Genomic DNA, 21,188 nt, shown 5'->3' on the forward strand with positions numbered 1-21,188 from the left:
GATTCAATTTGTCACGGGCGCATTTTCTCAACATTGTTCCGATGTGGATTTTGCATGATTCCGTAAGCATTGTTTTGGAGAAGAGTATGGGAATGAAACGACCGGTTCACCTGCTTCTGGCCGAGGACGAACCCGACCATCAGGATCTTTTGGTGCGAGCGGTTCGTTCGGCGGCTCCGGATGTGCGGATTTCCGTGGTGTCGCGCGGGCGCGAGCTTCTGGCTGCGCTGGCGAATTATCAATACGACTGCGTGGTGATGGACTTCATGTTGCCGGACACTTCCGCCGCGGCGCTCCTTCAGTCGGCCGAACCTCTGCGCAACGGCTGCCCGTTCATTATCGTGTCGAGTCGGGACGATCAGCGGATCGCCATCGAAAGCTTCCGTGCGGGCATTGTCGATTTCATCCCGAAACAGGAGGCGGTGGCGGGCGACACCTTGTGGCACTGCATCGAAGGCGCGATTCAGGCGGCGCGTCAGCGACGGGCCAACCGGCGTCGCGCGGAGCGTCGTGAACGATTTCTCGTGCGCCTGGCGGAAACCGATTCGCTGACCGGATTGGGCAATCGGCGACATCTTGAGCGATGCCTGAGCGAACAGCGATGGGAAACCGACCGGCGCGGCTGGATCGCGTGCATCATGGTCGATCTGGATCACTTCAAGCAGGTCAACGATCGTTACGGGCACGACGTCGGGGATCGTCTGCTCCGCACCGTCTCGACGGCGATCCGCCAGAGCGTCGGGTTGAGCGATACCGTTGTCCGCTGGGGCGGCGAGGAATTTCTGGTCGTCGCCGATGCGCCGACGCTGACGGAAGCGTGGGGCGTCGGCGACGCCATTCGGCGCTCCATCGCGCAGATACAGATGGAGGTTTGCGGACAGGCGCTTCGCCCGACGGCAAGCGTCGGGGTGGCGCACGTACGCACCAATCGCTTTCATCACACCACCATCGCCCGCGCGGATGAGGCGTTGTATCTGGCCAAGAGCATCGGCCGCAACAGAGTCTGTCACGCTCAGATGGTCGAAATCTCCAACGCGGCGACGCGTGCCGGTGCGAACATGCAGTGGGATGTCTGTCGGCGGCGCGACGCGCTGGTGTGCGACATTATTCAAACGATGAGCAATGACCAGTGGTCGCAGATCGTGCTGCATGGCGAGCGTGTTCGACACATTGCGCTTGAACTTGCGGATCGGCTGGACTTCGATCCGGCGGACCGCTCCCGGCTGGAGGCGGCGGCGTTGATTCGTGCGGTGGGCAAGGCGATGATCCCGGATTGCATGTTGGTCAAACCGAGCGGCCTCTCACCCGTTGAGCGATCCATCAAGCGCGACATTTCGGGTTTCGCGGCTCACCTGGCCGAACGATTGGGCGCCGACAGTCTGACTACCCAATGGGCCGGCACCACCTCGGCGACATTTGTCGACGGGGAATGCCAAATCAACGATACGCTGCTCGGCGGACAAATTGTCCTCTATGCGGAACGGCTGGCCGCAATGGTCGCTGATCGCCCGCATCGGGCGGCACTGTCCCTGGATGCCGCGATTCGTGAACTGCGTCGCGAATGTCATGATCTGCCGCCATCGTCCGTAATTGAGTTGATCACCGCAAGCTTCCTGCCGCGCCGAAATCTTGCCGCATAGCGCACAAGAGGCAGGTGTGGTGGACGTAGGATCTGTGGGTAGATTGATCAAATCCCCGAGAACTGGTCAAGTCGAGGTAAGAGATTACAACTGGGCGACAATCCCTAGCAAAGGGATTCACATCGATAAAACATGATGCGTAACTCAAGTACTAGACGGACGTGGATATGGGCGGGGACTTGAACATGCCGGACGCCTGTTGGCAGTTAGGTATTCCTTTCATTGCTGATTCGCTCCGGTGACGCCTCCGGGCTGAATAATCCCCTCCGATGCGTCACACTCCCCTGGGGTGCCTTACCGCTTGGATGACGTGAAGCGATGCAGCCCGGGGGGTCGGGGACATTTGATTTCACCGACAAAATCAGCGGCCGCAACCCGCCGAGCGTTTCGGCTGGGGCGATCGCACGGACTCGGCGTGGCCGCTGGCCACGCCTTCTATATTGATCGGAGATTCTCATGTGGCAGAAGCATCAGTCCCAAACCAAGCCGCGGCGGCTGCTCAAAGTAGTTGTTCGTCACGATGCTCGATACGGCGAAGCCGACCGGTACGACCACCTACTGCTACACGCAAAATGAGGTCGACGCCATGCTCGAGCATTGCTACGCGGATACCAGACTTCACTGGCTCGGCGACGTCATCCTCGCGCTCTGCCACACGGGCATGCGGATCGGCGAGCTTTGCTCCCTCAAGTGGTCGGACATCGACGCGAACCTGAAGAACATTCATCTCACGGACACATCGCGCGGCGGCACGAAGGTTGGTCAGGAGAAGCGAACCACCAAATCACATCAAAGCCGATGCATCTACATCATGCAGTCGCTCCGCGAATTGCTGCAGACCATCACGCGGCCCGCCAACGGGCGGGTGTTCCAAGGTCCCTGCGGCGGCCGGCTCAGTAAGAACACCGTGCTCAACACGCTCATCAAGAAAGTAATCAAACCTCTGGCATCTCGGTTCCCCTCATCCGACGGTGAACTCGGATTCGCTGACGGTCGCGTGCATAGCTTCCGCCACTACTTCTGCAGCAACTGCTCTGACAAAGGAATCCCGCGTGAGATGGTCATGCAGATGGTCGGACATCAGGACTCGGCGATGGTCGCCCACGACTACCACGCCAGAGAGAGCGTCATCGAAAACATCCTCGGCGCCGAGCAGTGCACGTCGATCGACATGACGGAACGAGTCGCGCGAAAGGAACAGAAGGCATCATGAATGATGATCCGAGAGCTCAAAAGGCACAATTTAGGCACAGTTGAGTGTGCCTACGAAAGACGCCCTTGTAAGTGACTGTCAGATCAGTCGCTTGCAAGGGCGTCAAAAAGAAAGCGGAGAGGGTGGGATTCGAACCCACGGTGACGCAGTGCGCCACACCGGTTTTCGAGACCGGCTCCTTCAGCCGCTCGGACACCTCTCCGGGTGGATCGGGCGGCGCTGGGCGGCCCTGTGGAGCGATATGATAAACCCCTCTGGCATCGAAATCAAAAGATGCCCGCCCCCGCCGGCGCGGGTACAATAAATGAACGCCAGAGGACGTTATTATCTGGAACCCGCCGCGGTTGATGGAATCAACATGATGATGCATCGTCTTTCAATCGTGCTCCGCCCGATGGCGGCGCTGATGTTGATCGCTCAGTTGTCGATGCCGATCGAAGCGGCGGAACCTGCCCGGAAAATCGGGTTCAATCGCGACATTCAGCACATCCTTTCCGACAACTGCTTCAAGTGCCACGGCCCCGATTCGGCGTCGCGCGAGGCGGATCTGCGACTCGATCATCGCGAGGGGGCCATTGCTGAACTCGATAAGGGTCGTCACGCCATCGTGCCCGGGCATGCGGATCAGAGCGAACTCATCGCGCGGATCACGAATGCGAACCCGAAAGACCGCATGCCCCCAGCCGACTCGGGCAAGTCGCTGACGGCGAAGCAGATTGAGTTGCTCAAGGCATGGATCAATCAAGGGGCGGAGTACGAGCCGCATTGGTCATTCATCGCGCCAGTGCGGCCGGAGGTGCCGAAGGTTGAGCATGCGGATTGGCCCGTCAATGCGATCGACAACTTCGTGCTTGCGCGGTTGGAGCGTGAGGGTTGGACACCGTCTGAGCCGGCGGATCGTGTGACGTTGATTCGGCGCGTGACGTTGGATTTGACGGGGCTGCCGCCGACGCCGGAGCAAGTCGCGGCGTTCGTCACGGATCAATCGCCCAATGCTTACGAAAAGGCGGTCGATCGGCTGCTGGCTTCGCCGCGGTACGGTGAGCGCATGGCGCAGGTCTGGCTTGATGTGTCGCGCTATGCGGACACGATGGGCTATCAGGCGGACTGGGAGCGGTTTCAATGGCGCTGGCGCGAATGGGTCATCGATGCATTCAACCGCAATGAACCCTATGACCAGTTCACCATCGACCAGCTCGCCGGCGACCTGGTACCGAACGCCACGACCGAGCAGATCATTGCGACGGGATTCAACCGCAATCACCGCATCAATGACGAAGGCGGGATCATCCCCGCCGAGTTCGCGGCGGAGTATGTCATCGACCGCGTGGACACGACGTCGGAAGTCTGGATGGGGCTGACGATGGGTTGTGCGCGGTGTCACGATCACAAGTTCGACCCGATTTCGCAGAAGGACTTTTATTCGTTCTTCGCGTTTTTCAACAACGTGCCGGAGAACGGCAAGGACGGACGGGCCGGTGTCGCCACGCCGTACATGCGCGTGGCGGTGCGCGGCGAGGAAGCGGCGTACGAGAAGGTCAAGGAACAGGTCGCGGCTGCGGAAAAGCGGCTGGACGAGATCGCGAGCAAGCATTCTCAAGAGCGCAAGAAATGGGAATCGGACACGCTCGCGTCGCTCAAGGCGGACGGAAAGGGATGGGACGCGGTCGATCCGGTCGAGGTCGAAGCGACGGGCGGCGTGAGCTTCACGAAGCTCGATGACGGTTCGTACCTCGCCTCGGGAGACAACGCGGACGACAAGCCGGTGTACACCGTGACGATCGATCTGGGTCAGCGGAAGGTCACAGGCCTGCGGCTCGACGCGCTGACGCATCCGTCGTTGGGCAAAGGCAGTCTGGGCATCAGCGCCGGCGGCAATTTCGTGTTGACCGGCTTCGAAGTGTCGGTGCGCAATCCCGGCGATGCGGAGCCCAGGCCGGTTTCGATCGCCGACGCCGAAGCGGATTACGAGCAGAAGGGCTGGCCCATCAAGAACACGCTGGACGGCAAGCCCGGCACGGGCTGGGCGGTGGACGGCAATACACGCGCCGAAAACCGATCGGCGGTGTTCACCTTCAAGACGCCGGTCATGGGCCGGGCCGGCACGCAGTTGATTGTCACGATGAAGCACGAATCGCGCTATCCGCGTGAGGGTATCGGGCGATTTGTGCTGAGTGTGACGAACCTGCCGAAGATCGAGCTGAACAATCACGGCGGGCTGCCGCAGGATGTGTTCGCGGCGTTGACGACAGCGGCGAAGAAGCGTTCGGCGGATCAGAACAAGCGGCTGGATGCGTATTTCCTCTCAACGCTTGCGGACATGAAGCAGGCGGTCGCCGACCGCGCCGCCGCGGGCAAGGCGCAGACGGAGTTCGAGAAGGAATCGACGACGTACGTGATGGTCATGAAGGAGATGGACAAGCCGCGCGATTCGTTCGTGCTCAATCGCGGGCAGTACGATCAGAAGCGCGAGAAGGTGACGGCGAACGTGCCCGGCGCGCTGCCCGCATTGCCCGAGGGAATGGCGCACGATCGGCTGGCGCTGGCACAGTGGCTTGTCAGCGGACATCACCCGCTGACGGCTCGCGTGGAGGTGAATCGGCTCTGGGAAATGCTCTTCGGCACGGGGCTCGTCAAGACCAGCGAGGACTTCGGCACGCAGGGCGAATGGCCCTCGCATCCCGAACTGCTCGATTATCTGGCGACGGAACTGCCGCGGGCGGGGTGGGACATCAAAGGCATGCTCAAGATGATGGTCATGAGCGCCACGTATCGGCAGTCGTCGCTGGGCCGGCCCGAAACGATCGAGCGCGATCCGGAGAACCGGCTGCTCTCGCACATGACGCGCGTGCGTCTGCCGGCCGAGACGATCCGCGATCAGGCGCTGTTCGCCGGCGGGCTGCTTGTGGAGAAGATCGGCGGGGCGTCGGTCAAGCCGTATCAGCCCGAGGGACTTTGGGAGGAAGTGTCGTTCAAGGACCGCAAGCGCAGCACGGACTTTTACGTGCAGGATCACGGCGAGGCGCTTTACCGGCGGAGTCTGTACACGTTCTGGAAGCGCTCGGTGCCGCCGCCGGCGCTGGCGACATTCGATGCGCCGACGCGGGAGACATGCACGATCCGCCGCTCGCGGACGGACACGCCGTTGCAGGCGTTGGCGTTGATGAATGACGTCACGTATGTCGAGGCGATGCGCGAATTGGCGACGCGGGCGATCAAGTCGGCGAAAACACCCGATGAGCGTATCGGTTTCATGTTCGCCGCGTTGCTGGCGCGTCAGCCGGCAGCGGCGGAACTGGCCGTGCTGCGGCGCGGTTTCGATCAGCGGCGGGCGACCTTCGCGTCCAAACCCTCCGACGCCGCGAGTCTGATCGCCGAAGGCGAGAAGCCGGCGGCGAAGGACGTCGATCCCGTCGATCTGGCGGCGTACACGACGGTCGCGCTGAACATCCTCAACCTTGACGAAACGATCAACCGGGAGTAACGCCATGCACATGGACCCCGCCATGCACCGTCGCCTTTTCCTGACCCGCCGCCAACTGCTCGGCCGCTCTGCCGCCGGCATCGGATCGATCGCGCTCGGTTCGCTGCTCGCTCCGTCCGCGTTCGGCTCGACGGCAAAGCAGCACATCCCGCAGGCGACGATCGAATTCGTGCCGCGCGCCAAGCGCGTCATCTATCTGTTTCAGTCGGGAGGCCCGTCGCAGATGGACCTGTTCGATTACAAGCCGCAGATGGTCAGCGAGCGCGGCAAGGACCTGCCCGACTCGGTCCGCCGCGGGCAGCGCCTGACCGGCATGACCAGCGGACAGAAGAGCTTTCCCATTGCCAATTCGATCTTCAAATTCGCGCAGCACGGACAGGGCGGGGCGTGGGTCAGCGAACTCCTGCCGCACATCGCGGGGCAGGCGGATCGCCTCTGCTTCATCAAGTCGATGCAGACGCAGCAGATCAACCACGACCCGGCGATCACGTTTTTTCAGACGGGCTTCCAGCTCGCCGGTCGGCCGAGCATCGGGGCGTGGATGAGCTACGGGCTGGGCAGTCACAATCAGAACATGCCCGCGTACGTCGTGCTCATCTCGCGGGGCACCGGTCGCCCGAGTTGCCAGCCGCTGTATGATCGACTTTGGGGCAGCGGATTTTTGCCGACTTCGCACGCCGGCGTGAAACTGCGTTCCGCCTCCGATCCCGTGCTCTACCTCTCCAACCCCAGCGGCATCGAGCGCGACATGCGCCGGCAGATGCTCGATGAACTGGCCGCCCTCAACGAGCGCGCTTTCGAAAGCAAACAGGACGCCGAGATCAACACGCGCATCGGGCAGTACGAGATGGCGTATCGCATGCAGATGTCCGTGCCGGATCTGACGGACATTTCCAATGAGCCGCAGTCTGTACTCGATATGTACGGCCCGAACGTTCGCAAGCCCGGCACGTACGCCGCCAACGCCCTGCTCGCCCGTCGCCTCGCCGAGCGCGATGTGCGATTCATCCAGCTATTTCACATGGGGTGGGACCAGCACGGCAGTCTGCCGCAGCAGATCCACGGCCAGTGCTCCGACGTCGACCAAGCCACCGCCGCGCTGATCCGCGATCTCGATCAGCGCGGGCTCCTCGATGACACACTCATCATCTGGGGCGGCGAATTCGGCCGAACCGTTTACTCCCAGGGCCAGCTCACCGCCACCAACTACGGCCGCGATCACCACCCCCGCTGCTTCACCATCTTCATGACCGGCGGCGGCATCAAGGGAGGTCTGACCTATGGCGCGACCGACGACTACTCCTACAACATCACCGAAAACCCCGTCGATATTCACGACCTGCACGCCACGATTCTCTACAACATGGGTGTCGATCACACCAAGCTGACCTTCCGCTTCCAGGGCCGCGACTATCGACTCACCGACGTGCACGGCAACGTCGTGCACGATGTGCTGGCATAAATTTCGAGGCGGGGGGACTTCAGTCCCCCCGCCCAATTGATACACGTCACTGAATCGGCGTCTTCTCAAAATCGCTCGGGTTCACCCATCCCGCACGGATCTTCTCGCCGCTCATGTATCGCTCGTAGAAGTCCTTCTCGCCCTTGCTCGCGCACGGGTACTGGTCGAACACGTAGCCCTGTCCGAACATGCGCGGGTCGCCCTGGGCCTTGAGCTCCGTCATCATCTGCGATGACAGCGCCTCTTTGACCGCCTTCGCGCCCGGGTCGCTCGACACGTTGAGCTGACATTCGCGATCGGTGTCGACCTTGAACATCTCTTCATTCTGCCGCTTGCCGAAGGACCATTCCCAATACTTGTGCGTCTGGGGGTTGGTGCGGCCCTCGAGAATGACGGTTTTCGTTGGACTGCCGTCGCAGTTGAGGTAACCGGTTTCGGGATTGCCCGCGGGCCAGCGGTCGGTTTCGAAGTTCTGGATGTACAGCACGCCGCCCTTGACGATGCCGCGGATGGGGTAGCCCACATCGTGCGGGCGACCGACATCGTGCCGCTCCTTGCCGATGAGCACATGATCGCGGGACGGATTGACGATCCCCGCCGACTCGGATCGGAAGATGTCGAAAAGACTACGTCCCGGCGAGTCGGCCATGCCCGTCTGCGCCCATGACAATCCCGCCGCCTCGATGAACGTCGGTGCGAAGTCGATGAAGCTCACGTAGTCATCGATGACCCGCCCGGGCTTGGCGATGCCCTTGGGCCACATGATCGCCAGCGGCAGATGATTGCTCATCTCGTATTCCTGCCCCTTGACGCGCGGGAACGGCATGCCGTTGTCAGCCGTGACGACGACGATCGTGTTCGCCAGCAGGCCCCGCTTGTCGAGTTCGTCGAGCATGCGGACGAGATGCTTGTCGAAGTGTTCGAGTTCGAAGGCGTAGTCGAGCATGTCCGTGCGGACGGTTTCGTTGTCGGGCCAGAAGGCGGGGACGTGATCGATGTCGCTCGTCTTCATGCCGCCCTTGGCGATGCCTGACCCGTACTCATACCCGCGGTGCGGCTCCGTCGATCCGTACCAGAAGCACCAGGGCTGATCCTTCGGTGCGGCGTCGAGAAAATCGTTGAAATTCGCCGCATAATCATCACTGTTGATTCCCGTCGTCGGCGGCTTGGCGCGCTGCTTCTCGAAGGGCGTACCCACCAACTGGCGCGGCTTGCCGTCGATCTCCGCCACGCCCGGCGCCCACCCCTTGCCCGTCTTACCCACGAAGTATCCGTGTTCGCCCAGCGCTTCGACGTACGACTTGAACTTCTCGGGGAAGTAGCACCAGTGGTTCGCCGCCGCTTCGAGCTGCCACGAGTTGCGGCCGGTGATGATGCACGCGCGCGACGGGGCGCACTTGGCGTTGGGCGTGTACGCATGCGTGAAGAGGAGCCCTTCCTTGGCCACGCGATCGAACCCCGGCGACTTGACCCACGAGCACCCGTACGCCCCCATGTACGGATACGACGCATCGTCGGCGATGGCGAACAAAATGTTGGGCCGGTCGGCAGCGCCAACGGACGCGCGTGCGATCAGCATCGCGACACAGGCAAACGCGAACCGGGTAAGTCGTGGCTTGAGCATATCGTGTTCCTCGTAAGATCAATATCCGTCAGCACAGGTGTCTTCAAAACGTGCACATGCGCAATGCGCATGCACGGTTGATGTCCCATCGATGTCTGAACGTTCACGCCTCAGGTTCGATTGTATCACCCCATAAAAAAGCCGCCGAAATCGGCGGCTTTTGAATCTGATCTCTGACCTCTGTCCTCACGCCCCCCGGCGCCGGCCCGCGCCGGTCGAGCGGTCTTTACCACCACTCGGACGGCGGCCTTTTTTCTTGGGGCGGCCTTTCCAGAACGCCGCCTTCTTCTGATCGGGGTGCCCTTCGGGCCGGGGCTTGCGTCCGGACTTATTCTTGTGGCCCCGATTCTGACCCTGGCCCTGGCCCTGTCCCTGACCCTGATGCAGCGGGTGCGGCACGCGCTCTTTCTTCACTGGCGCCGGCGAACCGCCGCCGCCGTTGAATCCATGCACGATGACCTCCAACGGGCGCTTGAGCATGCGCTCCACATCGCGCAGACTCCCCCGCTCCTCTTCGGAGCAGAACGAGATGGCGTGGCCCTGCTGACCCGCGCGGCCGGTCCGGCCGATGCGGTGCACATACGTCTCGGCGTCGTTGGGCATGTCGTAATTGATGACATGGCTGATCTGATCAACGTCGAGCCCGCGGGCGGCGATGTCGCTGGCGACCAGCACGCGTGTCATGCCCTTCTTGAAGTTGTGCAGGGCCTTGAGCCGGGCGGCCTGCGACTTGTCGGAGTGGATCGCCTCGGCGACGAAGTTCGGGTAGTTGAGGCGGCGAACGATGCGGTCGGCGCCGCGCTTGGTGCGGGCGAAGATGATCGTGCGCGACATGGCGGGGTCGGCCAGCAGATGTTCGAGCAAGGCGGGCTTGTTGGGCTGCTCGACGCGATAGACGACCTGATGCACGGTGTCCGCCGCCGCCGACTGCGCGGCGATCGTGATCGTCACCGGTTTGCGAAGAATCGAATCGGCGAGGGATCGAATCTCGCGCGGCATCGTGGCGGAGAACAGCAGCGTCTGACGCTCGGCAGGCACCATCGCGACGACCTTGCGGATGTCGTGAATGAAGCCCATGTCGAGCATGCGGTCCGCTTCGTCGAGGACGAAGATTTCGATCTGGTCGAGCTTGACGAAACCCTGATTGATGAGATCAAGGAGTCGGCCGGGCGTGGCGACGAGGATGTCCACGCCTTTGCGGAGCGCGGCGACCTGGCTGCCTTGCTTGACGCCGCCGAAGATGACGGTGTGACGCAGGCCGGTGTGGCGACCGTAATTGGTGAAGCTGTCGCCGATCTGGGCGGCCAGTTCGCGGGTCGGGCTGAGGATCAGGGCGCGGATCGGCCGGACGGGACCGCGCTCGTGGCGGGCGCGGGGGTGATAGTGTTTGCCCCCGCCGCGCGGCGCGTGCGGCTCTTGCGGGGCGTGCGAACCGACGTGGTGATGGAGGCGCTGCAGGATCGGCAGCGCGAACGCCGCGGTCTTGCCCGTGCCCGTCTGAGCGCAGCCGAGCAGGTCGTGGCCTTCGAGGATCGGCGGCAGCGCCTGGGCCTGAATGGGTGTGGGAGCGGCGTAGCCCTTGCCGCGGATCGCCCGCAGCAGCGGCTCAATTAGCATGAGCTTTTCAAATGCCATGATCGATTTCAACTTTCGGTGGGGAAGCCCCAACGGAAAAGGGAGGTATCTGTCGAGCATCCAGTTTAGGGCTGTATCGACAAGATATCCATTGCTGCATTGAAGAAAGGTGATGCCTCCCGGATGGACCGGTCGCGGGTTGATAATAGAATGTCCATATCCAAAAAGCGGATTTAAGCGGATGGATCGACATGTGTCCTTCTGATGGAGCGGAAAATAGTGCTTTCCACCACGACCGAATACGCCCTTCGCGCGATTGTCTGTCTGGCGTCGAGCCCGGAGGAGCCCAAGACGGGGCAGCAACTGGCCAAGCTCACCAAGGTCCCGGCGGGCTATCTGGCGAAGGTGCTCAAACAGCTCAACCGGGCGGGACTGATCCGTTCGCAGCGCGGGCTGCACGGCGGCTCGGTGCTCACGCGCTCGCCCAAGAAGATCACGATGCTCGACGTCGTCGATGCGATCGAACCGATTCGCCGCATCGAGCATTGCCCGCTCGATCTCAAAAGCCACATCAAGCTCTGCCCCCTGCACCGCCGCCTCGACGACGCGATCGCGCTGATCGAAAAAGCGTTCGGCACGACGACCATCGACGAACTGCTCACGGAGAAAACCGCCAGCACGCCGCTGTGCGAATCGGCGAAGACGGCGACGGTCACGGTGCGGGGAAGATGAAGATCAGGGGTCAGGGATCGGGGGTCGGAGATCGGGGAACGATCGCCCCCTGATCTTCAGCCCCTGATCCCTGCTCCCCGAAGCTCACATACGGTCGAATGCGTTCGGTTAATTTCGGCCCGATGCCGCTGACGCGGGCGAGGTCGGCGATGGAGCGATAGGGGCCATGTTCGGCGCGGTCGGCGATGATGCGTTGGGCGAGCGCGGGGCCGACGCCGGGGAGGAGCTGGAGCGTGGGGGCGTCGGCGGTGTTGAGGTTGATGGTGTAATTGATCGGTGCGTCAACGGTCGAGCGCCCGTTGCGTGCGAAGTAGAGACACGCCGTCAGCAGTAGCGCGGCGGCGAGCGCGACAAAGAGGCGATGCGGCAGCGGGTCAGCGGGTTGGGGCGGCGAGGACGTCATGCCGGGAGGAGCACGCCGCGAGCGGCGTCGCTAAACGGAGAAGATGCACGAGCGGGGATGCCCCTGCTCACGCCGCGCCGGGGCTCGTCGGCGAGCCATGCTCCTGAAAACTCTTGCGGAGCGTGACGAGGCGGCGAAAGGCGTTTTTGGGCTGGAGATTGTTTTTGATCAGGGCGCCGTGGGGCATGACGGATTGGTCGTGATCGGCCAGATCGAGCCAGGCGACGGACTCGACGAAATTCTTGGAAAGCGTGATGTTGTAGAAGGCCTCGAGCCAGTGGCTTTGCACATGGGCCGACCAGGGTTGTCGCCAGAACCCGGCGCGTGGTTGGTCGCCGCTCGCTTGAGCGCCCGGCTCCGACGGCACGGCGACGGCGGTCACATGCATGGGCTTGCCCAGCCCGCTGAAACGGTCGAGCAGCGAACTGACCTGCAACAGGTCGCGCGTGAACTGGCCTTCGGTGGGCTGGCCCATCAGCAGTTTCACGCCGAACCCGTCGACCGGGATGCCGCTCTGCAAGACCATCTCCGCGTACATCATCGGCGGGATCGACCGCTGATTGGCGGCGTAATACTCGCCGAACGGATGCGTGATTTCGATGAGCGTCTTGGCGTTGGGCTGCACCTTCTTGACGAGCAGCATGGCCATGCGGGTCAGGTCCATGAGCTGCTCGAAGTTGAAGGAGAAGTGGTCGTTGACATGAATGCCGCTGACCACGTTCCACAAACTCACCACGCTGCGGTAGCGCGTCACGACCCGCTCGACGTGTTCGTAGAGCAGATCGCGGACGGTGTCGTAATCGTGCTCCCAGATGTAGAGCCAATCCGGCACGACATCGGGCGTAAAGCTCACGACCGGGCCGGCGAGAATCGGCAGGCGATTCTTGAACGCCCACTCGCACCATCCATCGAGCGGGCCCCAGTTGTATTCCTGCTCGGCGGGTTCAAGGTGACGCCACGAAGTGGCGAAACGGACGTAGTCGAAATTCGCCAGCAGCGTCGGGGCGAGGCGTTCGAGATTCTGATCCAGCGCCACGCCGCACCCGAACACATGGCGCGACACCGCCCCGTGTTCGAGCCGGCGCTTCAGCAGCGTATCGGCATGGCTCAGCGCCATCTCTTCGGAGGCGTCAATGGAGGCGACGAGACTCATCCGCGCCAGCTTGTCCGCCTCGCCGGGGTCGTCGACGGCACTGAGCGCTTCGAAGAATTTTTTCTTGGCGATGAGCAGCCGTTTGGACGCGGCGTGATCGTCCGGCAGATCGAACAGATTCCAATCCTCCTGCTTGGCGATCATCTTCATGATCCGATGCCGGGCCAGCTCGAGCGTCAGATGGTACGGCTCCTCGCGCTCGGGAAGCAGGCACGTCTGAAGCATCAGTTCGCCGACGCCCTCGACCTCGAATTGAAGGCACAGGGCGGCGGGACCGATGGCGGTCTTTTCGCAGAGGATTTCGCCCTTTTCGATGGTAATAGTAGAGCGCACGCCCAGATCCTCCGCACCCACGAGGTGAGCGTTGCGCAGGGACCACTGGGTCGCCAACCGACCATTCTCGTACACGTGAAACTTGAGCATGTCCAACCGGCCGCGGGGCCACATCCCCTTGTGATAAAGGTATGGATGAGTGCGGCAATGGGCTGGGCGAGACGCCCAAGCCGTGGAGTCGTGGCCCCTTGGCAGCTTCCGCCATATCGGCGGCGTCCCCATCGACGCCGCCCCCCCATTCTGACAACTTTTCCACGTTCGGCAAGCTCGCCATCCAACCCCGCCTCCGCTACACTAGCCCCTTTCCCCGCCCAACGATTCCACCCCGATCTGGAGCCAACGCCATGGTCAACACCACTGACGCCCTCATGCGGACCGACCTGCCCCTGCCCAACCGCCGACAGGGCAAAGTCCGCGACATCTACGACATGACCCTCCCCGACGGCTCGCCCGGCCTGCTGATCGTCGCCACCGACCGCATCAGCGCGTTCGATGTGGTCATGTCCAACGGCGTCCCCGGCAAGGGCGTCGTCCTCACGCAGATCAGCGTCTTCTGGTTCGACATGTTCAAGGACCTCGTGCCGCATCATCTCGTCTCCACCGACCCCGCCGACATCCCCGGCATCTCCGCCGAGCAGGCCGCCTCGCTCAAAGGCCGCGTCATGATCGGCCGCAAAACCAACGTCATCCCCGTCGAGTGCATCGTCCGCGGATACCTCACCGGGTCCGGCTTCAAGGACTACACCAAAACCGGCAAAGTTTGCGGCATCCCCCTGCCCGCCGGCATGGTCAATTCCTCCAAAATCGAGAACCCCATCTTCACCCCTTCCACCAAAGCCGAAACCGGACACGACGAGAACATCAGCTTCGACACCGCCGCCGCCACCGTCGGCGAAAACACCGCTGCCAAGCTCCGTGACCTCTCCCTGCAAATCTACTCCGAAGCCCGAAATTACGCCGCAAAACGCGGGATCATCATCGCCGACACCAAGTTCGAATTCGGCCTCCCCATCGACCCAAGCTCAGGCGCCGGCCCGATCCTCATCGATGAAGTCCTCACCCCCGACTCCTCCCGATTCTGGCCCGCCGACGAGTACGCCGCCGGACGCGAGCAGAACAGTCTCGACAAACAGTACGTTCGCAACTACCTCGAAGGACTCGTCAAGAGCGGCGGATGGGACAAGACCCCGCCCGGCCCCGCCCTGCCCGATGACGTCATCGAGAACACCCTCGCCAAGTACAAGGACGCCTACCACCGCCTCACCGGCAAATCCATCGACGACGTCCTCTGACCCCCCCACGATCGTCGATCACCATCGCCCCCCCGGCCCGCCCCGCTTCAGCGGGGCGGGCTTCATTTGCGCCTCATTCCCCATTCACACCGGCGCGGCACACCCCGCCATTTTCACCACTTTCGTGCGCCCTCGTTCCCCGCTCAATATCGCAACTTTTCGCGCACCGCATTGTCCCCCGGCGCGACGCTGCGCGCCCGGTGCGCATCGGCGCGGTGGGCGTCGCCAACCCCGTGCGCGCTTTTGCGGGACTTATATCAACACGACGACGCGCCCGTGCGATTTTTGCATCGCCGGTGCGCAGGAAGTTGTCGCTGGCTGTGGGAAGCGTGGGTGAAATGACCCACCTCGAGCGAGGGAAGATCGGATTGCAACAGGCACGACCGGCCGCCGACCGCGTCAGCTCCGGGCTGGTATCCAGACAAAAAAATGGTTCCAGACACCTTTTCGGACCCGACACCTTTTCGGACCCCTGAGGCGGTGATGATTGGCAAGGCGCTTCGGCTCCTGCTTGCGGCGGCGGCTCAGGTGCGCGATTCGAAGGTCCATTTGCCCGCCGGTCTGCCCGTGTAGGTTTCAATGCTCAGGTCCAACTGGCGCCCTTTGGCGCGACCCTGGATGAGCGTCGCGTTGTTGGCCGTCGGCCCGCCGCCGACGAGCAGCGCGTAGGTGCGGCCGTTGGCGGGCGGGTAGTACGCACGCTTGTGCGTGTGGCCGCTGATCACCAGATCGACCTTGCCCTCGTTGAGCAATCCGTCCCACTTCGCACGCGCATCGGCGCTGCTGTACGGTCCGTGGAGCGGGATGTGGCAGAACACCACGCGGAACGGCGCGGCTTTCCATTGGGGGCGCTTGATCTGCTCGGCGATCCAGGGAATCTGCTCGCTGCGGTAATCGGGGAACGAGGTCACGTCCGGCACATCGACGACCTCGCCGGTGTCGAGCGCCATGAACTGGATCGGCCCGTTGCGCCAGGTGAAGTACCGGCGACCGTCACGCGTGGGAAAAATCTTTTCGAGGTCCGGCGCGTACTTGGCCCGGATGTCGTGATTGCCGTAGACGAAGGTGATCGGCGTGCGGCTGGCGTACTCCCCGGACCCGAGCAGGTCGATCGTCTGCTCGGTGACGATCTCCTTCGTCTGGACGTTGTTGAACAGATCGCCGTTCCAGATGATCGAATCCGCCGGGTCGGCCGCGAGGCGCTCGAACAGGCCGTGGATGATCGGCGTGTTCTCGTGCGTGTCGTTGATGACCGCGAAGGAGGCGGCGTCCGACTTGGCCGAAAGCGTGCGGAACTGGCGGATGTCGCTGCGTTGAATCGGACCTCGCGCGGGCGTGTTGAGGTAGCGTCCGGACGCGAAGTCCATCGGCATCGTGACGGTGCGGTAGTGGTACGTCGTGTCGGGCTCGAGGTCTTGAAGATGCACCATCAGGACGTCGTCGTCGCGCTGACAGAGGCCGTGCCGAATCACGGTGGCCGTCTGGCCCAGTTGTTCGGTCGTGCCGTACTCGACGGCGCCGGCGCTGTGCTGATGCACCCGCCAGACGACGCTGATGATGTTCGTGTCGGGGTTGAACAGGCAGGGATTGCCCACCGCGGACGGCTCGGCGGCGGAGGTTTCATCGGCGCGGGCGGGGGCTTGCGTGTCGAAAACCGCAACCCCCGCTGTGGCGGCGATCGTTCCCAGAACGTGTCGACGATGAATTTTCATGACATCCTTTTTGTTCGCGTGTATGTGTTGATGATCATGCGTGCCGTCGAACGGCGATTCACCCCCGCCGGCAGCGTGTGCGGGCGTGGATGCGCCAGTACGACCTGAGCAACCGGGTGTTCAAGGACGCAGCCGAGATCGACCGGGCCTGCGCCGAAAGCTGGAATAGACGCACGCCTGCATGCCTGATGTCGATCATCAAAACAAAGTGGCGCACACACGAGGATGACATGGGATCGGTATTACCCCCCCGGATCGAACCCGGTGTTCGTATTGAAAAGCTGGTTCCACTTGAGCGTCCACAGGTCCTTCATCCGCAGACTGCGGCTCGACCCGTCGGCGAAGACGCCGTTGACCGTGCCGTTGGGATGACGCGTCATGGTGACGCGGCTCATCTCGATGCCGGTCCACGGCGTGTACGGGTCCTCCAGATTGCCGTTGGTGCCGTCGGTGTGCATCGGCCATGTCTCGCACCAGGCGCCGTCAACAAACACCGGCGCAATCGCCGGCTGCGGAATGTTGGGCACGCGCTGGTAGTAGCGCGACACCGGGCCGTGCGTCCCCGTCGTTCCCGATGGAAACTGCGACATTTCGTACATCCATGCGTTGAACGCGTATGACCCGGTGTAGTCGCCGAGCCATGTATCGGTCCAGACGCCCGGCTGGCCCCAGAGATACGGCACCGCGCCGAAGCCCGCGTACGGCGGCGACGGACGCAACTGCGTCGCTTCCGGGCAGGCGGGCAGATCGATCCCGCGCCGCTGAGCCGTGTAAAGCTGTGCCTGCGGAAACATCTGCGTGGCGAATTGACCGGCCCATCGAAGATTCGGATTCCCGCCGGTGGCGACGTTGCCCTGCATGTGACGGAAGAGCATCCAGTCGTTGTCGAGACTGAAGTTCATCTGCGTCAACTGATACTGATGCAGCACGCTCATGCAGACCGCCGACCGCGCCACCGCCCGCGCCGCTTTCAGTGACGGCAACAAAATGGCGATCAACAGCGCGATGATCGTCATCACGACGAGCAGTTCGATCAGCGAGAAACCATGTTGTCGACGGGCGCGACATTTAGCGGCGGGGCTCGCCCCGCGTGGCCAAACGGATCCGCCGCGCGGGGCGAGCCCTGCCGCTAAATGACAAATGGATGCGTGGTCGTTTCGCGTCATGACGCTTTCCATCACCGTCGAATCAAAACGCCCAACCCGCTTTCGCGAATTGAACGCCTGTGCCCGACCGGCCGCGGGCTCGAACCGTCGAACCCAAACCCGCCAGAGTTTTGTTTTCACGGCGCGGCGGGGACATCCGTATGTTCCGTCCAATGCGATACGCCGGCTCTCACCGACGCATCACAAGCAGGTCGACAATCGATTCAGCGCCGGACCCCGCGGCGGCGCAGGCAGCTGAGCGTCAGCAGCGACAATCCCGCCGGCAGCGCGGCGGGCGCGGGGACGATCGCGACGACGGTCAGGATGACATCCTGATTGGCGTTGGCCAGGGAAATCGTGCCCTGATATCCGCCGCCGATCGACCCGGTGAGACTCGAACCGAGCGAGCCGCTGAGGGTCTGCGCAGTGTCAAAGAGCGTGTAGACGCCCGCGCCGAACCCGGCGATGGGCGTGAAGGTGAAGTCGTCGAAATTCATCAGGCCCGACCCGATGGTCAGCACGCCGGAAGTAAGTACGACCTTGTCGCTGCTGGAACCCAGTTCAAAGAGCATGGACGGGGCGGCATTGGCGAGGGCGCCGGAGATATTGAGCGTGCTGGCGAGGGTCAGGACGCCGGCGGAATTGCCGGGGGCGAGCTTGCCGCCGTTGGCGATCGTGACCGCGCCGAGGACGTCGCCGGAGCCCGCGAGCGTCGCGGTCGAGTTGATGGTGGTCGTGCCTTTGTAGTTGACCTTGGTGTCGATGGTGAGAGTACCGCCGTTGGCGATGACGCTGACGGTGCTGGTGTTGGGTGCGGAGGCGGGACCTTTGAGGATCAGATTGCCCGTGCCGGTTTTGGTCAGCGTTGCGGCGCCGAAGGCGTTGACGGTCAGCCAGCCGTCGATCGTCAGCGACCCGCCGGAGACGACATCCACCGGCATGCCCTGCGTGTTGCTGATGGTCATGAACCCCGTGGACGCGGCGAGAACCTTGTAGTCGAATGCGTCCTGCACTTTGAAGGTTTTGAAGTAGATGAAGCCGGACTTGGCGCCGACATCGAGGGTGAAGCCCGCGCCGTTGTTCAAGTCGATTTCGGTGGTATTGCCGAAGTTGTAGGCGGTGGTGTCGCCGGCCATGGTGACGGTGGAGCTGGCGGGGACCTGGGCGCTGCCGACGCCGGAGCCGTTGAACTGGATGATGCTGTTGGCGGCGGGGACGCCGTCGGGGTTCCAGTTGGCGGCGTCCTTCCAGTTGAGGGTCGTGGCGCCGTTGTCCCAGACGACGGCGGCCTGAGCCGTGCCCGCGCCGACCGTGACGGCGACGAGAAGGGTACGAAGGATGTGTCGGTTCATGTGCTTTGCTCCTTGCGCAAACGGTTTCCCTATTCTCCGCCGACGCGCACATCGCGGGCCGATCGGTTCGCCGAGCCGCTTGGCGACTCCGCATCACCGAGGGCGCTGGTACCGGGCGTCCTCGGCGAATGATTGACAGGTTGCTCGAGCAGAACTTCAAGATGGTCGATCGCGCCGTTGCCCTGCCCGGCGCGATCGGTGATGACGAAGCTCAGCGGCATGCCCAGCCGCGCATCGTCTGCGGCAATGTCGTAAGTCAGCGTCCAGGCGACCCACTGTCCCGGCGCCGGCGTCGGCGTGTCGGAAGTCACGAGCCGATCGTCCAGATTCATCGGTCCCGCCTGCAGCGCGGCGGTCAAGCCCGGCGGCATCGACGGGTGATTGCGGTAGTTGTGCACCTGGAACGTGACGGTGTAGACGCCCGGCGAGAGGTGAACATCGTCAAATGTCTTGCGGACCTGCTCGGCTTCGATCCGCGTCATATTCAGCACGCTCGCGCCCTTGATCGGCCGGGTCAGACCGAATCCCGCATTGAACTGGCTGTTGTCGGACCAGCCGCTGTTGGGCTCCACCGGATCGTCAATCACCACGCGCTGTCGGGCGATCGTGACGATCCGGTCGGACGCATCGGTCACGACGACCAGGCGATCGGCGGCGGCGAGATTCAACGGGCGCATCCCCGACGCGTCGGGATACTCGACGGCGACCCGGCCCTGCGTCACATGGATCGTCGAGCGATGATGGTCATCCACATGAATGTTGAACGCGGTCCCCAGATCCACCACCTGTACCGCGCCGGGCAGGTCCACCGTAAAACCGTGAGCATCTTTGGGGACGAAGGCATCGAGCGACCCGCGCATGAGCCGGCCCCGGTTGGGTCCGGTCATCTCCAACTCGCACGGACCAGTCAGGTCGACCACGGCGGTGGATTGGAACATGAGCTGGGCTTTGCCGGCGGTGAGTTTGATCGGGGCGGTGAGGCCTTCGCCGAGGGAAAGATCGCCGTCGGCGAAGGCGGCGTCATCGGAGAGGTCGCTGAGAATCGCGAAAGATGCCGGGGCGGCGGCGTGGGGAGCGGGGAGTGGGGAATGCGGAGTGGAAGGCAGAAAGACAAACAGGAGCGCGGCGGCGAGGGCGAGCAGCGCGGCGAGTGCGCCTGCCGGCTTGAAGCTGACCCCTGACCCCTGAACTCTGAACCCTTTTTCGTACCAGACGCTTCGCCCCAAGGCGGGCTCAGCGTCGGCGTTAAGGCGGATCCCTGATCCCTGACCCCCGATCCCCGATCCCTGATCCTTCACCGCGGCACGCAGGAGGCGCGAATGGAGCGACATGCGGTTGAAGTGGCGGCGGGCGGCGGGGTCGGTCGCGAGGTGTTCGCACAGGGCGGCGAAGTCATCGGGGGTGATGAGCTTGTCGAAGTAGCGGGCGGCGAGGTCGGCGACCGTGTCAAGATTATCCATGAGACGCCTCACTTTCGGCGAGGCGGCGGCGGATGCAGTCGGCGAGGACGCGGTGGGCGCGGCTCAATGTGACGTAGATCGTATTGACCGGGCGGCCGAGGCGGGAGGCGAGGGCTTGGCCGGTCAGGTTCTCGGTGTAGCGCAGGTCGATGAGCTGACGGGCGTTGGGGGCGAGCTCGGAAAGGCAGTGACGCAGGGCGTGCTGCACATCGGGCGTCGGGGCGGTGTCGGCGGCCATGTCGTCCTCGAGGCCGTCGAGAATCCGGTCGTCGAAGATCAGCGGGGTGGTCTGCTGACGACGCAGGGCGTCGATCGAACGGTGGCGACACCCGCGGCGGAGCCAGTTGGTCAGATGGGTTTCGTCCTTGATGTCGCTGGACTTGCGGACGGCTTCGACGCACAGTTCCTGATAGACGTCCTCGGCGAGTTCCTCATCGCGGACGATCGCCCAGATGTACGAGAGGAAGCGCGCCCGGTCACGGACGAGGATCAGGACAAGCTGTTCATGCGAAATGCTCAATGGGCGTGCTCCGGCTACACCCTGTTCCGCAGCGGGGGCGATGTTCTGTACAGCGGATGGAAAATAATTTCGAGGGGGCGGTACCAGA

At 63.0% G+C, this 21,188-nt stretch carries 14 protein-coding genes, 1 tRNA gene and 1 pseudogene; 6 read left to right on the plus strand and 10 right to left on the minus strand.

The annotated features are described in order from the left end of the window. The first annotated feature begins 41 nt into the window (after positions 1 to 41). The gene (locus tag GC162_01960; GenBank protein MBI1367399.1) at positions 42 to 1,640 is read left to right on the plus strand and encodes a diguanylate cyclase; all 1,599 of its coding nucleotides are present in this window, start codon (positions 42 to 44) and stop codon (positions 1,638 to 1,640) included. Positions 1,641 to 2,160: 520 nt separating this feature from the next. Continuing rightward, positions 2,161 to 2,853 carry a tyrosine-type recombinase/integrase gene (locus GC162_01965; protein MBI1367400.1) on the plus strand — a complete coding sequence of 231 codons (693 nt, stop codon included), beginning with the start codon at positions 2,161 to 2,163 and terminating at the stop codon, positions 2,851 to 2,853. A gap of 114 nt (positions 2,854 to 2,967) precedes the next feature. Here the strand turns inward: GC162_01965 and GC162_01970 are convergent. After that, positions 2,968 to 3,055 (minus strand) — tRNA-Ser (locus GC162_01970). 204 nt (positions 3,056 to 3,259) lie between these two features. Between GC162_01970 and GC162_01975 the strand changes: the two are divergent. Both GC162_01975 and GC162_01980 read left to right on the plus strand, forming a co-directional pair. Next, positions 3,260 to 4,408: pseudogene (locus tag GC162_01975) on the plus strand (DUF1549 domain-containing protein). Positions 4,409 to 6,347: 1,939 nt separating this feature from the next. Then, entirely contained in the window at positions 6,348 to 7,799 is a 1,452-nt protein-coding gene (locus tag GC162_01980) for a DUF1501 domain-containing protein (protein MBI1367401.1), read from the plus strand. A 46-nt stretch (positions 7,800 to 7,845) separates the two neighbouring features. On the opposite strand, the gene GC162_01985 is transcribed toward GC162_01980, so the two are convergent. After that, positions 7,846 to 9,423: a sulfatase-like hydrolase/transferase gene (locus GC162_01985; GenBank protein MBI1367402.1), complete on the minus strand. Its 1,578-nt coding sequence runs from the start codon at positions 9,421 to 9,423 to the stop codon at positions 7,846 to 7,848. Positions 9,424 to 9,609: 186 nt separating this feature from the next. After that, positions 9,610 to 11,058, minus strand: a complete 1,449-nt coding sequence (locus GC162_01990; protein MBI1367403.1) for a DEAD/DEAH box helicase — start codon at positions 11,056 to 11,058, stop codon at positions 9,610 to 9,612. 219 nt (positions 11,059 to 11,277) lie between these two features. Between GC162_01990 and GC162_01995 the strand changes: the two genes are divergently transcribed. Further along, positions 11,278 to 11,730, plus strand: a complete 453-nt coding sequence (locus GC162_01995; protein ID MBI1367404.1) for an Rrf2 family transcriptional regulator — start codon at positions 11,278 to 11,280, stop codon at positions 11,728 to 11,730. Between the two features lie 10 nt (positions 11,731 to 11,740). On the opposite strand, the gene GC162_02000 is transcribed toward GC162_01995, so the two are convergent. Beyond that, a complete protein-coding gene (locus GC162_02000) occupies positions 11,741 to 12,133 on the minus strand; it encodes a hypothetical protein (protein ID MBI1367405.1) in 393 nt (130 codons plus the stop codon). Between the two features lie 67 nt (positions 12,134 to 12,200). Then, complete coding sequence (locus tag GC162_02005; protein ID MBI1367406.1) at positions 12,201 to 13,841, minus strand: hypothetical protein; 1,641 nt, start codon at positions 13,839 to 13,841, stop codon at positions 12,201 to 12,203. Positions 13,842 to 13,963: 122 nt separating this feature from the next. On the opposite strand from GC162_02005, the gene GC162_02010 reads away from it, so the two are divergent. After that, entirely contained in the window at positions 13,964 to 14,911 is a 948-nt protein-coding gene (locus GC162_02010) for a phosphoribosylaminoimidazolesuccinocarboxamide synthase (GenBank protein MBI1367407.1), read from the plus strand. A 524-nt stretch (positions 14,912 to 15,435) separates the two neighbouring features. On the opposite strand, the gene GC162_02015 is transcribed toward GC162_02010, so the two are convergent. From GC162_02015 to GC162_02035, 5 genes are all read right to left on the minus strand, one after another. Next, positions 15,436 to 16,623, minus strand: coding sequence for a hypothetical protein (locus GC162_02015; protein MBI1367408.1), 1,188 nt, complete (start codon positions 16,621 to 16,623; stop codon positions 15,436 to 15,438). Between the two features lie 242 nt (positions 16,624 to 16,865). After that, entirely contained in the window at positions 16,866 to 17,789 is a 924-nt protein-coding gene (locus GC162_02020; protein MBI1367409.1) for a prepilin-type N-terminal cleavage/methylation domain-containing protein, read from the minus strand. A gap of 203 nt (positions 17,790 to 17,992) precedes the next feature. After that, positions 17,993 to 19,120: a hypothetical protein gene (locus GC162_02025; protein ID MBI1367410.1), complete on the minus strand. Its 1,128-nt coding sequence runs from the start codon at positions 19,118 to 19,120 to the stop codon at positions 17,993 to 17,995. Between the two features lie 29 nt (positions 19,121 to 19,149). After that, on the minus strand, positions 19,150 to 20,580 hold the full coding sequence (locus GC162_02030; protein MBI1367411.1) for a hypothetical protein: 1,431 nt from the start codon (positions 20,578 to 20,580) through the stop codon (positions 19,150 to 19,152). Beyond that, positions 20,573 to 21,187 (minus strand): sigma-70 family RNA polymerase sigma factor, encoded by a 615-nt coding sequence (locus GC162_02035; GenBank protein MBI1367412.1) that lies wholly within the window; start codon positions 21,185 to 21,187, stop codon positions 20,573 to 20,575. Before GC162_02035 ends, GC162_02030 begins: the two co-directional genes overlap by 8 nt. Position 21,188 lies beyond the last annotated feature (1 nt).

The organism is Planctomycetota bacterium, assembly GCA_016125255.1.
Taxonomy (GTDB): domain Bacteria; phylum Planctomycetota; class Phycisphaerae; order Phycisphaerales; family Zrk34; genus RI-421.